The organism is Klebsiella sp. GG_Kp146 (assembly GCF_040061975.1).
Taxonomy (GTDB): domain Bacteria; phylum Pseudomonadota; class Gammaproteobacteria; order Enterobacterales; family Enterobacteriaceae; genus Klebsiella; species Klebsiella quasipneumoniae.
This window is the reverse complement of the sequence record NZ_JBEAHA010000005.1, coordinates 1-13,676: the sequence shown is the minus strand read 5'-3', so window position 1 is coordinate 13,676 and position 13,676 is coordinate 1. Positions and strand designations below refer to the sequence as shown.

The 13,676-nt window shown below is 59.0% G+C and carries 11 protein-coding genes; 3 read left to right on the top strand and 8 right to left on the bottom strand.

Annotated features, from left to right (window positions below; genetic code table 11):
- Positions 1-101: 101 nt before the first annotated feature.
- The 4 genes from frdD to frdA are packed head-to-tail and all read right to left on the bottom strand — an operon-like array spanning position 102 to position 3,395.
- Positions 102-461: a fumarate reductase subunit FrdD gene (frdD, locus tag ABLU95_RS07375; protein WP_002885526.1), complete on the bottom strand. Its 360-nt coding sequence runs from the start codon at positions 459-461 to the stop codon at positions 102-104.
- 10 nt (positions 462-471) lie between these two features.
- The gene (gene frdC / locus ABLU95_RS07370) at positions 472-867 is read right to left on the bottom strand and encodes a fumarate reductase subunit FrdC (RefSeq protein ID WP_002885530.1); all 396 of its coding nucleotides are present in this window, start codon (positions 865-867) and stop codon (positions 472-474) included.
- 10 nt (positions 868-877) lie between these two features.
- Positions 878-1,612, bottom strand: coding sequence for a fumarate reductase iron-sulfur protein (gene frdB, locus ABLU95_RS07365; RefSeq protein WP_004177729.1), 735 nt, complete (start codon positions 1,610-1,612; stop codon positions 878-880).
- Entirely contained in the window at positions 1,605-3,395 is a 1,791-nt protein-coding gene (gene frdA, locus ABLU95_RS07360; protein WP_032454622.1) for a fumarate reductase (quinol) flavoprotein subunit, read from the bottom strand. The genes frdB and frdA overlap by 8 nt, the downstream gene beginning before the upstream one ends.
- Before the next feature lie 274 nt (positions 3,396-3,669).
- On the opposite strand from frdA, the gene epmA reads away from it, so the two are divergent.
- Both epmA and yjeM read left to right on the top strand, forming a co-directional pair.
- Positions 3,670-4,647 (top strand): elongation factor P--(R)-beta-lysine ligase, encoded by a 978-nt coding sequence (epmA, locus tag ABLU95_RS07355; protein ID WP_004206428.1) that lies wholly within the window; start codon positions 3,670-3,672, stop codon positions 4,645-4,647.
- Positions 4,648-4,834: 187 nt separating this feature from the next.
- Positions 4,835-6,337 (top strand): glutamate/gamma-aminobutyrate family transporter YjeM, encoded by a 1,503-nt coding sequence (gene yjeM / locus ABLU95_RS07350; RefSeq protein WP_048336483.1) that lies wholly within the window; start codon positions 4,835-4,837, stop codon positions 6,335-6,337.
- Positions 6,338-6,374: 37 nt separating this feature from the next.
- Here the strand turns inward: yjeM and mscM are convergent, their stop codons facing one another.
- The 3 genes from mscM to rsgA form a co-directional block, all read right to left on the bottom strand.
- Positions 6,375-9,704 carry a miniconductance mechanosensitive channel MscM gene (gene mscM / locus ABLU95_RS07345; RefSeq protein WP_017900929.1) on the bottom strand — a complete coding sequence of 1,110 codons (3,330 nt, stop codon included), beginning with the start codon at positions 9,702-9,704 and terminating at the stop codon, positions 6,375-6,377.
- Positions 9,705-9,727: 23 nt separating this feature from the next.
- Positions 9,728-10,690 (bottom strand): archaetidylserine decarboxylase, encoded by a 963-nt coding sequence (gene asd, locus ABLU95_RS07340; protein ID WP_080901612.1) that lies wholly within the window; start codon positions 10,688-10,690, stop codon positions 9,728-9,730.
- 160 nt (positions 10,691-10,850) lie between these two features.
- Complete coding sequence (gene rsgA, locus ABLU95_RS07335) at positions 10,851-11,912, bottom strand: small ribosomal subunit biogenesis GTPase RsgA (RefSeq protein ID WP_023291707.1); 1,062 nt, start codon at positions 11,910-11,912, stop codon at positions 10,851-10,853.
- Between the two features lie 94 nt (positions 11,913-12,006).
- Between rsgA and orn the strand changes: the two genes are divergently transcribed.
- The gene (orn, locus tag ABLU95_RS07330; RefSeq protein WP_004206435.1) at positions 12,007-12,552 is read left to right on the top strand and encodes an oligoribonuclease; all 546 of its coding nucleotides are present in this window, start codon (positions 12,007-12,009) and stop codon (positions 12,550-12,552) included.
- Between the two features lie 43 nt (positions 12,553-12,595).
- Here orn and ABLU95_RS07325 read toward each other — a convergent pair whose 3' ends face one another.
- Complete coding sequence (locus ABLU95_RS07325) at positions 12,596-13,327, bottom strand: transporter substrate-binding domain-containing protein (protein WP_049013721.1); 732 nt, start codon at positions 13,325-13,327, stop codon at positions 12,596-12,598.
- Positions 13,328-13,676 lie beyond the last annotated feature (349 nt).

The window sequence follows — 13,676 nt, the reverse complement described above, 5'->3', positions numbered from 1 at the left end:
GCTGGCTTTTAAGCTAAGTGTAGAGTCCGGCAGGGCAAAGGCGGCAAGATTTTTCTATGAAGCGAGCCCGGTAGCAGAATTGCTGCCGGGCTCTTGCAGGATCAGATAAACAGTACGCCAACGAGAGTAATGACGCTGAGGATCGCCGCCAGACCGTAGAAGACCCATTTGCCGTTTGGCACATGGATTTTCAGGTCGTGCATGGCGTGGTGAATACGATGCAGCCCACACCACAGCGGCAGGACAATCATCAGAAAGATGAACGCGCGGCCGATAAAGCTTTGGGCAAAGGCCAGCACGCGCTCATAGCTGAAGGCGTCGGCCGGGGCGAGCCCCAGCGGCAGCAAAATGCCCACCAGCAGCACCATCACCGGCGCGACAATCGCGCCCCACATGCCGCCAGCGCCAAACAGCCCCCAGAAAACGGGTTCATCGGAACGTTTCGGATTGGGATTAATCATCTCAGCCTCCTTACCAGAACAGGGCGACAAACAGGATCACCACGGTGACCACCGCCGTCACCACCCAGAGTCCTTTAATCACCGGCTCTGGCCCCATTTTTTCGCCTTTGATGATGACGTTGGCGGCTTTCGGCGCCAGCTCGAACCAGGTTTTGGTGTGCAGCAGCGCCGCCGCCAGGGTGATCAGATTGAGGATCACCACCACTGGATTTTGCAGGAATCCGATATATCCCGCCCAGCTTTCGGCGCCGTGCTTGAGGGCAAACAGCCCGTAAATCAGCACAATGCTAAACCAGACCGTCGGTACCGCCGTGCCTTCCCGCACCATGTAGAAGCGATAAAACGGCAGCTTTTTCCACCAGGTGGAGGTCATCGGCCGCACGTAGGGTTTGCGTTTCGTCGTCATAATGCACTCCTTAGCGTGGTTTCAGGGTGGCGATAAGAAAGTCTTTCGAACTTTCCACCTTGCCCTGCTGGATCGCGGCCGCCGGGTCGACGTGCTTCGGACACACTTCCGAGCAGTAGCCCACGAAAGTACAGGTCCAGACGCCGTTCTGGCCGTTAAGCTGCGCCATGCGTTCCTTTTTGCCGTGGTCGCGGCTGTCTTCGTTATAGCGGTGGGCGAGGGTGATCGCCGCCGGGCCGATAAACTCCGGATTCAGGCCGAACTGCGGACAGGCGGCATAGCACAGTCCGCAGTTGATACAGCCGGAGAACTGATGGTATTTGGCCATCTGGGCCGGCGTCTGCTTGTTTGGTCCCTGGTCCGGGGTGCGGTTATTGCCGATGATATACGGCTTAATGGCCTCCAGACTTTCGATAAAGTGGGTCATATCCACCACCAGATCGCGCTCGATCGGGAAGTTGGCCAGCGCTTCAACCTTGATGCCTTTGGTGTAATCCCGCAGGAAGGTTTTACAGGCCAGCTTCGGTACCTTATTGACCATCATGCCGCAGGAGCCGCAGATCGCCATCCGGCAGGACCAGCGGTAGCTCAGGTCGGGCGCCAGGTTGTCTTTGATGTAGCCCAGCGCGTCCAGCAGCGAGGTCTGCTCATCGTAAGGCACGTCATAGAACGCGCTGTGCGGTGCCGTGTCGACCTCCGGGTTGTAACGCACCACTTCGACTTTCAGGTTTTTCATCTCAGCCATGGGTGGTCTCCTTCTTCTCAGCCGCTTCCGCCTCAGCGCCATAAACACGTTTCGCCGGCGGCAGCGTGGTGATCTTCACATCGCCATATTCCAGGCGGGTGGTGCCATCAGCCTCGCGGAAGGCGAGCGTATGTTTGAGGAAGTTGACGTCGTCGCGTTCGGTACAGCCTTCATCCAGACGCTGGTGCGCACCGCGCGATTCTTTACGGGCGATGGCCGAGTGCGCCATACATTCGGCAACGTTTAAACCGTGCCCCAGCTCAATGGTGTAAAGCAGATCGGTGTTGAATACGCTGGAGTTGTCGGTAATGCGCACGCGCTTAAAGCGCTCCTGCAGCTCAGCCAGCTTGTCGATAGTTTTCTGCATCAGCTCTGGCGTCCGGTAGATGCCGCAGCCTTCCTCCATCGAGAGCCCCATTTCGTCGCGGATTTTCGCCCAGTTTTCGTTACCCTCCTGGTTGACGAGATCTTTCAGACGACGCTCCACATCGGCAGCCTGCGCATCAAGGGCGGAGCCGTTCGTCTCGCCCGCTTGCGCGGCGCGCTGCATGGCCTGTTCCCCGGCCAGGCGGCCGAAGACCACCAGCTCGGCCAGCGAGTTGGAGCCCAGGCGGTTGGCGCCGTGCAGACCAACGGACGAGCATTCGCCCACGGCAAACAGCCCTTTGATGCGGGTTTCGCACTGTTGATCGGTTTCGATGCCGCCCATGGTGTAGTGCGCGGTCGGGCGTACCGGAATCGGTTCTTTCACCGGGTCGACGCCGACGTAGGCTTTCGCCAGCTCACAGATAAACGGCAGGCGCTCCAGCAGCTTTTTCTCGCCGAGGTGGCGCAGATCGAGGTAGACCACGTCGCCGCGCGGCGTGGGAATGGTGTTCCCTTTCCGCCATTCGTGCCAGAAGGCCTGGGACACTTTGTCGCGTGGGCCCAGCTCCATATATTTGTTCTTCGGTTCGCCGAGCGGGGTTTCCGGGCCCATGCCGTAATCCTGCAGATAGCGATAGCCGTTTTTGTTGACCAGAATCCCGCCTTCACCGCGGCAGCCTTCGGTCATCAGGATCCCGGAGCCCGGCAGGCCGGTCGGGTGATACTGCACGAATTCCATATCGCGCAGCGGCACGCCGTGGCCCAGCGCCATACCCATCCCGTCACCGGTAACGATGCCGCCGTTGGTGTTGTAGCGATAGACGCGTCCGGCGCCGCCGGTGGCCAGCACCACCGCGTTGGCGCGGATCTGCACCAGCGTGCCTTCCATCATATTCATCGCCACCAGGCCGCGGGCCTGGCCGTCATCGACCAGCAGATCAAGGACGAAATGTTCATCAAAGCGTTGAATTTGGGGAAACTGAAGGGAGGTCTGGAAGAGGGTATGCAGCATGTGGAAGCCGGTTTTATCGGCGGCAAACCAGGTACGTTCGATCTTCATGCCACCGAAGCGCCGGACGTTAACGCTGCCGTCAGGGCGGCGGCTCCACGGGCATCCCCACTGTTCCAGCTGGGTCATTTCCGTCGGGCAGTGGTGAACGAAATAGTCGACGACATCCTGCTCACACAGCCAGTCGCCTCCAGCGACGGTGTCGTGAAAATGGTACTCAAAGCTATCGTGATCCTGGGCAACGGCTGCGGACCCCCCTTCTGCAGCGACCGTATGGCTGCGCATCGGATAGACTTTAGAAATCAGGGCGATTTTGGCATTGGGGTTGGCCTGGGCGGCGGCGATAGCGGCGCGAAGGCCTGCCCCGCCGGCGCCAATTACGGCGAGATCGGCTTGAAAAGTGTGCACGACATTCCTCCAGTTTTAGTGTATTTCGCCGCCGGGCTGGCGAAAAAGTATCACTGCTCCTTTATAGGTACAGGAGTATAGCCGTAGGGTCAGTATGGAAAATTGACGTGTTCGATTTTTTTATCGATATGTGCGGTTATTTATCAGTGATATTTATGCATTTAGGTTAACGATAGATTAATGGCATGTAATCTGCCGGGGATTGCACAAAATTTGTTTCACTCGCCGGTTGCGAGTAGACTTCGTGCCCTTGTTTGCAATCGGAGAAAGTACCATGAGCGAGACGGCAACCTGGCAGCCGAGCGCACCCATTCCCAATCTGTTGAAACGCGCGGCGGTGATGGCGGAAATCCGCCGGTTCTTTACCGATCGCGGCGTGCTGGAGGTGGAGACGCCTTGCATGAGTCAGGCGACGGTAACGGATATCCATTTGTTCCCGTTTGAAACCCGTTTCGTCGGCCCGGGCCACTCACAGGGACTCAATCTGTACCTGATGACCAGTCCGGAATACCATATGAAGCGCCTGCTGGCGGCGGGCTGCGGCCCGGTTTTCCAGCTGTGCCGCAGCTTCCGTAATGAAGAGATGGGGCGGCATCACAATCCGGAATTCACCATGCTGGAGTGGTATCGTCCGTGCTATGACATGTATCGTCTGATCAACGAGGTGGACGATCTGCTGCAGCAGGTGCTGGAGTGCCAGCCGGCGGAAAGCCTCTCCTATCAGCAGGCGTTTCAGCGTCATCTGGATATTGACCCGCTCTCTGCCGATAAAGCGCAGCTGCGCGAAGTCGCGGCGAAGCTGGATCTGAGCAATATCGCCGATACTGAAGAAGATCGCGACACGCTGCTGCAACTGCTGTTCACCATGGGCGTGGAGCCGCACATCGGCAAAGATCGGCCGACGTTCATTTATCATTTCCCGGCGACTCAGGCCTCTTTAGCGCAGATCAGCCCGGAAGATCATCGGGTCGCTGAGCGCTTCGAGGTCTATTACAAAGGAATTGAGCTGGCGAATGGTTTCCACGAGCTGACCGACGCCCATGAGCAGCGCCTGCGCTTTGAGCAGGACAACCGCAAGCGGGCCGCGCGCGGCCTCCCGCAGCAGCCCATCGATAACAACCTGCTGGCGGCGCTGGAGGCAGGTCTGCCGGACTGCTCCGGCGTGGCATTGGGCGTTGATCGCGTGGTGATGCTGGCGCTGGGCGCTGAAAGCATCGGCGAAGTGATCGCCTTTACGGTCGACCGCGCCTGATGGCGCTGTCACCTCCCGCCGCCTGCGGGCGAGGGAGGTGACAGGCCTCTCCTGACCTATCCCTCGCACGGTATCCCGGCATTCGCCCGAATACCCACAATCTCTCTCCGTGCTTTTGCTACTATCCGCGCTCTTTTTATGAGACCAGGCGTTGCCCGTCGGGCGATGCTCACGTTTGGATAGGTTTATGCATCAACAACTCAAGAAGATGAGCCTGATTGGGCTGATTCTGATGATCTTCACCTCGGTGTTTGGCTTTGCCAACAGCCCGTCGGCGTTTTATCTGATGGGCTACAGCGCTATGCCGTTTTATCTTTTTTCCGCACTCTTTTTCTTCATTCCGTTTGCGCTGATGATGGCGGAGATGGGCTCAGCCTTTCGTCGGGAAGAGGGCGGCATTTACTCCTGGATGAACCACAGCGTCGGGCCGCGCTTTGCGTTTATCGGCACCTTTATGTGGTTTGCGTCGTACATCGTCTGGATGGTGAGTACCGCGGCTAAGATCTGGGTGCCGCTATCTACCTTTTTGTTTGGCGCCGACAAAACCCAAAGCTGGGCGCTGGGTAGCCTGACCCCGACGCAGACGGTGGGCATTCTGGCGGCCTGCTGGATGGTCGTCGTGACCTTTATTGCCGTCAAAGGGATCAATAAAATCGCCAGGATCACCGCCGTCGGCGGTATCGCGGTGATGGGGCTTAATCTGGTGCTGCTGCTGGTGAGCGGGGCGATCCTGCTGCTCAACGGCGGCCATTTCGCCCAACCGTTAAACTTCGCCCTTTCGCCTAATCCGGGCTATCAGTCGGGTATGGCCATGCTGTCATTTGTGGTATTTGCCATCTTCGCCTATGGCGGAATTGAGGCAGTCGGCGGCTTAGTGGATAAAACCGATAAACCGGAAAAGAACTTTGCCAAAGGGATTATTATCGCGGCGATCGTGATCTCGGTTGGTTATTCGCTGGCGATTGTGCTGTGGGGCGTGAGCGCTAACTGGCAGCAGGTGCTCGGTGCGCGTTCAACCAACCTCGGCAACATCACCTATGTGCTGATGACCAGCCTCGGGAACACGCTCGGCCAGGCTCTGCACATGACGCCAGAGGCGGCAGCCCTGACCGGGATCTGGTTCGCCCGTATTACCGGGCTGTCGATGTTTCTCGCCTATACCGGCGCGTTTTTCACTCTCAGCTATTCGCCGCTGAAAGCGATTATCCAGGGCACGCCAAAAGCGCTCTGGCCATCGGTGATGACCCGTCTCAACGTTAATGGTATGCCCGCCGCGGCGATGTGGCTGCAGTGTTTGCTGGTCGGGGTGTTTATTGTCATGGTGTCGTTCGGTGGGGACAGCGCTTCCGCGTTTTATAACAAACTGACGCTGATGGCCAATGTCTCCATGACTTTGCCTTACCTGTTCCTGACCATCGCCTTCCCGTTCTTCAAGTCAAAAGCGCATCTCGATCGGCCGTTCGTGATTTTCAAAAACCGCCAGTCGACGCTGCTGGCGACCGGCGTGGTGCTACTGGTGGTGACCTTCGCCAATATCTTCACCATTATTCAGCCGGTCATCGACAGCGGGGACTGGAACAGCACGCTGTGGATGGTCGGTGGGCCGATCTTCTTCTCGCTGCTGGCGTTGGCCATTTACGAAAGCTACCGTCGGCGCCTGGCGTCCGGTGTGCTGGTAATGGAGAGCTAGAAAGCCTGCCCGGCGCCGCCGCCGGGCAGGGTATGGCCTACAGGCTGCCAGCCGTACGTCGGCTGGTTTTCCCGGCCGAGGTCATGGTTTTACTGCTTTGCCTGCCGTCGATACTTTCCAGCCGCATCTGGAACGGAGGGAACGGCATATCAATGCCATGCTCGCGGAAGCCCGCCAGGATCAGCTGATGCATCTCATGGCGTAGCGGCATGCGGTGCCCCATCTCGGCGGCAAAAATACGCAGCTCGAAAATCTGGATCCCCTGCTGCAGGTCGACGAGAAACGCCTCCGGCGCCGGGGTATCGATGACCAGCGAACAGCGATGCGCCGCGGCGATGAGGATCTTGGTCACCTCTTCGGTATCGGCGTCCACCGGAGCCGGCACCGTCAACACCACGCGGGTGACCGAGTCCGACAGCGACCAGTTGATAAACTGTTCGGTGATGAACGCCTTGTTCGGCACGATAATCTCCTTCCGGTCCCAGTCGCTGATGGTGGTGGCGCGGGTATTGATGCGGGTGACGCTGCCCGTCAGGTCGCGGATGGTGACCGTATCGCCGATGCGGATCGGCTTTTCAAACAGGATAATCAGGCCGGAGATAAAGTTAGCGAAGATCTCCTGCAGGCCAAACCCGAGACCCACACCCAGCGCGGCGACCAGCCACTGCAGCTTCGACCACTCAATGCCAATCATCGAGAAGCCCACCAGCCCACCGATCAGCATCAGCAAATACTTGGTGATGGTGGTGATGGCGTAGCCGGTGCCGGGCGTTAAATCGAGGTGCTGGAGAATCGCCAGCTCCAGCAGCGCCGGCAGGTTGCGCACCAGCTGAGTGGTGATGATCAGCACCAGAATGGCAATCAGCACTGCGCCAAGGGTGATGGGCTCGAGGCTTTCCACCCCCTGCACCGTCGAGGTGACGTCCCACAGCGAGATATTCTCGAGGAAGCCAAACGCCGAGTGAATTTCCGACCACAGCACGATGACTGACAGCAGCGCGATCAGCATCAGCAGGGAGCGCACGAGACGCAGCGACTGGGTACTGATGGCATCGAGATCGACCTCGCTGACCTCCGTCTCCACCGACCCTTCCGGGCTGCTGACGTGAACAGGCTCATCTTCGCCGCGGGCGCGCTGGGCGAGAATTTCCGCGCGACGATGGCGGGCCCGGTCGAAGGCCAGTCGGCGCCGCTGGATCAGCATCCAGCGGCGGATAATGTGATAGACCACCAGCAGCAGGAACCAGATGGCGACGGAGGTTTCCAGACGTGCCAGCAGCGCCTGAGCGGTAGCGAGGTAGCCGACGGCGGCCGCCAGCATGGCCACCAGCGGGGCGCCAAGCATCAGGTTCCACAGCAGGCGGTTCACCATGTTGTCGCCATTCCCCTCTTTATCCAGGTAGAGCGGGATGCCGGCATGCTTAAGGCTGAGGGTGACCACCGCCAGCGCGCCGCAGATCAGCAGGAAGCACAGGCGGCCCAGCGAGGCGGAGAACTCGCGGTCGTTAAGATTATCGAACATGATCAGCGCCATTATCAGCGGCACAATCAGTCCGATGCTCATCAGGTAGTAGCGCATCGCTTTCGCCACGCGGTTACGCGGCCAGCCGAAGTGGGCGATAAACAGCCCGTTTGGCCGGGCGAAGGTGGCGCAGATCATCACCACCCACAGCAGAGGCACCGTCGCGGTGACCCCATCGCCAATCGCCACCGCCAGCGGGAAGGGCCAGGCGGACTGCAGACCATAGCCGAGCGTCATCCACAGCACCGGCAGCGGCGAAGCCACCAGTATCGACCAGAAGACCGTGCGCAGCGTCAGCCAGAAGTGATCCTGGGTGACTTTCCCCACCCGAGCGCTGGAGCGCTCAAGGAAGCGGGTGAAATGGCGCCGGGAGCTGATGCTGAAGCCAACCAGCAGCAGGGCGGCAAACAGCGGTAGCAGGGTCTCTTTGCTGGTGAGCATCATCGCGCTGGCTTTACCCAGCTCGCTGATGGTATCCAGGGAGATCAGGCGCCGCAGATCCTGGACGATCTCCAGCGGCCAGGAGAAGCCGATGGGGCTGACGTCCGAAGTCCAGAACAGATAGCGGTGGGTGGCTTCGTTGATCTCCTTCAGCGCGTCTTCCAGCTGGCCGTTGGCGACCTTCAGCTTGGTGAGCTCCAGCATCAGGGTATCGCCGCCGCGCAGCAGCGAGTTCAGCAGCTCGTTCTGCGTGCGTAGCTGCGCCTGCAGGATCTTGTTCTGCTCGCTGGTCAGCGGTTCGCCGTCGGCCTGGCGGATCTGCCGCAGCTGCGGCTGCTTACTGAGTAAATCCTCAAAGCGCAGACGCTGCACGCGCAGCTGCGCCATTTCCGTATCCAGCTGCTGCGGGCGAGGGCGCTCCGGCAGCCGCGCCACCTGGGCGCGCAGGGCTTCGCCCAGCAGATTAGAGGAGCCCAGCCACTGCGACTGCTCGCGCAGGGTGTTTAACGCCTGGCGCACCTGCAGCGTTTGATTCGTCGCCTGCCGCTGCTGGGACGCCACCAGATCCATACGCTGCGCCTGCTGGTTCAGCGCCTGGGAGAGTTCGCGGTTGACTTTAAACTGGGCGGTGATGTCCGGCGGCAGGTTTTCACTGTTCTCCGCCAGCAGTTCGGTACTCTCCAGCGCTTTTTCCGCCTCCCGCTGGCGCTGGCTGTTCTGCAGATTACGCAGCGCCTGCAGATAGGCATCCAGCTGCTCGCTCTGCTTTTGCGCCAGTTCAGAACGGGCGCGCGACAGCTCCTGGCGGTTATTGGCGGAAAGCTGGGCGAGGTCGAGTTCATCCACCAGCGCCTTCAGGCGTGCCGATTCCGCCTGCAGGGCAAGATTTTGCGCCTGGGCGAGGGCATTGTTGCCGGTTTGCGTGCCGATGCGGCGCTCAACCTCATTGAGCTGACGCCGGGCGTCGGTTTGCTGCTGCGGCAGCTGGTTCAGGGAGTCGGCGATTTCACGCGCGCGATCCTGCTCCTGCTGCGCCTGACGGCTTGACTCCAGCAGCTGGCTGCTGACCTGGAGGATCTCCTGGTTCAGCGCATCGGCGGTCAGGCCGACTGGCACCTGGCGCGGCTCTTCGCTCAGATTGTTGAGCTGGGCACGCAGGCTTTGAAACAGTTTGGGGAAATTGTCGATAACGTCCTGATACTGACGGGCGCGCTCGAGAGACGATTTTCGCTCCTCAAGCGCGTTCAGGGCGGACTGCAGAACTTCAACGGTTTCAGGCTGGGCGGGCTTTGCCGCCTTCGCCTGTTCCAGTTCCTGGGTTATCTGTTTAGCATCCGGGGCTGTCGCAGCGTACGCCCCGAAACTGAGGCTCAAGGCCAACAGGAAAGTGTATATCAGGCGCACGGCATAACCCTTTTGCTGAAGAATTAACCTTGGTCTTGTTTATCGTCAACCAGCGGGCTGGCGCGATGTTCGGCGCGGATCTCTTCTTCCGGTAACGGCGCCGGTTCAGCGGCGGTGGTTGCTTCCACCGTTGTCGCCAGCGGTTGGCCGATTTTAGTCACGGACAGGCTTTGCAGCGTGTCGACCAGCTTCACCTGGCCCGGGGCAAACAGGTTGATCACGGTGGAGCCCAGTTTGAAGCGGCCCATCTCCTGGCCTTTCAGCAGGGCGACGGAGCCTTCGCTGTCGCCAGCGGGCCAGGTCCAGCGTTTAATAATGCCTTCGCGCGGCGGGGTTACGGTGCCGGACCACACGGTCTCGATGCTGCCGACGATAGTCGCGCCCACCAGAATTTGCGCCATCGGGCCAAACTCAGTATCAAACAGGCAGATGACGCGCTCGTTACGGGCGAACAGGTTTGGCACGTTCTGCGCCGTCAGATGGTTAACGGAGAACAGGTCGCCAGGAACGTAGATCATTTCGCGCAGGATACCGTTGCACGGCATGTGCACGCGGTGATAGTCGCGCGGCGACAGATAGGTGGTGGCGAAGCTGCCGTTACGGAACATGTCGGCCATCTGGTAGTTGCCGGCCAGTAAGGCTTCCAGGCTGTAGTCGTGGCCCTTGGCCTGCAGAATTTTATCGTTCTCAATGGCACCAAGCTGGCTGATCACGCCGTCGGCCGGCATCACCAGTACGTTAGGATCGGTATTCAGCGGGCGAACGTCGTCGCGCAGCGGGCGCACAAAGAAATCGTTGAAGGTGCGATAGGCCGCGGTATCCGGCTTCTGCGCCTCTTTCATATCGACCTTGTAGTATTTCACGAACAGATCGATGACCAGCTTCGTCAGCCAACCTGCGCGTTTGCTCGCACCCCAGCCTGCGAGGCGGGTGAGCCACAGTTTAGGCAGAATGTATTGCAGTGAAAGTTTAAGATCGTTTAACAAAGTAGCCTCCAGGCCATGATATGTCGTTCCTGACCCCGCCTGCGGGCGGGGACCTGAAAAAAGGGGACGATTCTATACGTAAAACTCGCCAAATGGCATCCGCGTAAGCCGCGCCATCACCGCTGCCCGGCAGCGCCTGACGTGACGCTCAGCTTAATGGTCAGTCATCGGTCGAGGAAAAGTTTTTACGCGTTTTTACCTGTACCTGCGCCATGCTTTCCAGGATGCGGTGGTAGTTCTCGAAACGGCTTTCGGCGATCTTGCCGCTCTCTACCGCTTCGCGAAGCGCACAGCCAGGATCGGTATCGTGTTTACAGTCGCGATATTTGCAACGGCCTAAATAATCATGGAATTCGACAAAGCCGTTGGTGATTTGTTCCGCTTCCAGATGCCACAGGCCGAACTCACGTACCCCCGGTGAATCAATCACATCGCCGCCGTGCGGGAAGTGGTAGAGGCGCGCCGCGGTGGTGGTGTGCTGGCCTAAGCCGGAAACGTCCGAGACATCATTGGTGAGGATCTGATCCTCATTCAGCCCCAGCAGGGCGTTCAGCAGGCTTGATTTACCCACCCCGGACTGCCCGGCGAAGATGCTGATGCGGTCGGTCAGGGCCGCTTCCAGCGGCTTGAGGCCGTCCTGAGTACGGCTGGAGACCAGCAGTACGCGGTAACCGATGTTGCGGTAGATGTCCATTTGCTCATTGACGAAGCGCAGGCCATCGTCATCCAGCAGATCGATTTTGTTCAGGACGATTAACGGCTCGATATCCTGCGCCTCGCAGGCCACCAGATAGCGATCGATAATATTCAGCGACAGCTCAGGCAGGATCGCGGAAACCACCACGATCTGGTCGATATTGGCGGCGATAGGCTTCACGCCGTCGTAAAAATCCGGGCGCGTCAGGACGGAGGCGCGATCGTGAACCGCTTCGACGATCCCTTTGACGCTTACGCCGTCGGCGGCGTCTTTACCCGGCCGCCAGACCACGCGGTCGCCGGTGACCAGCGAACGGATCGTCCGGCGGATATTGCAGCGATGCACGCTGCCGTCAGCGGATTCGACGTCGGCATGCATGCCAAAGCGACTGATGACAATGCCTTCCGACGTGTCGCCAAACAGGTTGTCATCGTAGTCGGCCTTCTCCGCAGTGGTTTTCAGACGGCGCTGGTGGTTGGCTTTGACGCGGCGCTGCTGGCCTTTGGAGAGTTTATTTTTACTCAATCGAACTGGCTCCTGGTCGCCCTGATGGGGCAAAACCTCTATGATACACGCTATTTTAGATGAATATAGTCACGCAAGAAGGGTGGAAAATAGCATGAGTGCAAATGAAAACAACCTCATTTGGATCGATCTTGAGATGACAGGGCTGGATCCGGAGCGCGATCGCATTATTGAAATCGCCACCCTGGTGACCGATGCCAACCTGAACATTCTGGCCGAGGGGCCGACCATCGCGGTGCATCAATCGGATGCCCAGCTGGCGCTGATGGACGAGTGGAATGTGCGGACGCATACCGGCAGCGGGCTGGTGGATCGCGTGAAGGCCAGCGCCGTCAGCGAGCACGACGCCGAACTGGCGACCATTGAGTTTCTTAAGCAGTGGGTGCCGGCGGGCAAGTCGCCGATCTGCGGCAACAGCATCGGCCAGGATCGTCGCTTCCTGTTTAAGTACATGCCGCAACTGGAAGCCTATTTCCACTATCGCTATCTGGACGTTAGCACGCTGAAAGAGCTGGCGCGTCGCTGGAAGCCGGAAATTCTCGACGGCTTTAAAAAGCAGGGTACCCATCAGGCGATGGACGATATCCGCGAATCAGTCGCCGAGCTGGCTTACTACCGCGAGCATTTCATTAAGCTGTAAACCGCGACCGGGCCCTGTGCGCGGCCCGGTACACCTTTCTGCGTTATTTAAACCACTTCTGCTGCATCTGCTGGAAGTCAGGCGTCGCCATGACCGCAGTCAGGGCATCGTTGATCGCATTCAGCAGCTCCGGATCGTCTTTGCGCACCGCAATTGCATACTGCTTACCGTAATAAACCGGGTCGGTGGCCCGTTCATCCATGATGGCGTAGTCAGGGTTCTCCTGCTGCCAGGCGTCGAGGGTGGCGAAGTCGCCCATGACGCCGGTTATTTGCCCGGCCTTCAGCGCGGCCAGGGCGCTGGCGACGTCGTCGTAAGGAACAGCCTGTACGGCTTTCTGTTTATCACGCAGATAGTGCTGATGCAGTGTGCCTTTCACCACGCCGACTTTTTTGGCTTTCAGGTCGGCAAAGGTATGGGCGACATCTTTGTTGACGATCACCACCCCGGAGAGCGACTGGCGATAGGGACGGCTGAAGGCGACCTGCTTCTCACGCATCGGGATCACTTCCATGCCGGCAATCACCGCGTCAAATTTCTTGAAGCGTAAAGCCGGGATCAGCGTATCGAAACGCTGCGCCGTGAACTGGCACTGCGCCTGCATCTGCTGGCACAGGGCCTGGGCAAGATCGATATCGAAGCCGACAGGCTGATTTTTGCCGTTGGCGGTGACAAACGGCGGATTGGCCGTGCTGGTGCCAAAATGGAGCGTCTCGGCTGACGCGGTTCCGATGGCCAGCGTGCTCAGCAGCAGGACGGTGAGGACTTTTCTCATGCTAATTCCCTGTTTGGCGGCGTGGTGGCCTCGTTTTACGTCGCGCCACCGCTGTATGATGCGAGCGATTTTGCGTCATTCAGGCGGGCGGAAAAAGCGATTTTGCCCGAAATGACGCTTATTTATACAATTCAGCGGCGTAGGTGGCGAGAAAATATCCATTTAAACAAAAAACGCAAAAAAGTGATGAACAGGGGGTTGCAGGTGCATCGAATTCTCGTATAATGCGCCTCCCGTAACGACGCAGAAATGCAAATTACGACGCCATCAAAATATGGCAAAAAATGCAGTAACGCGGGAATAGCTCAGTTGGTAGAGCACGACCTTGCCAAGGTCGGGGTCGCGAGTT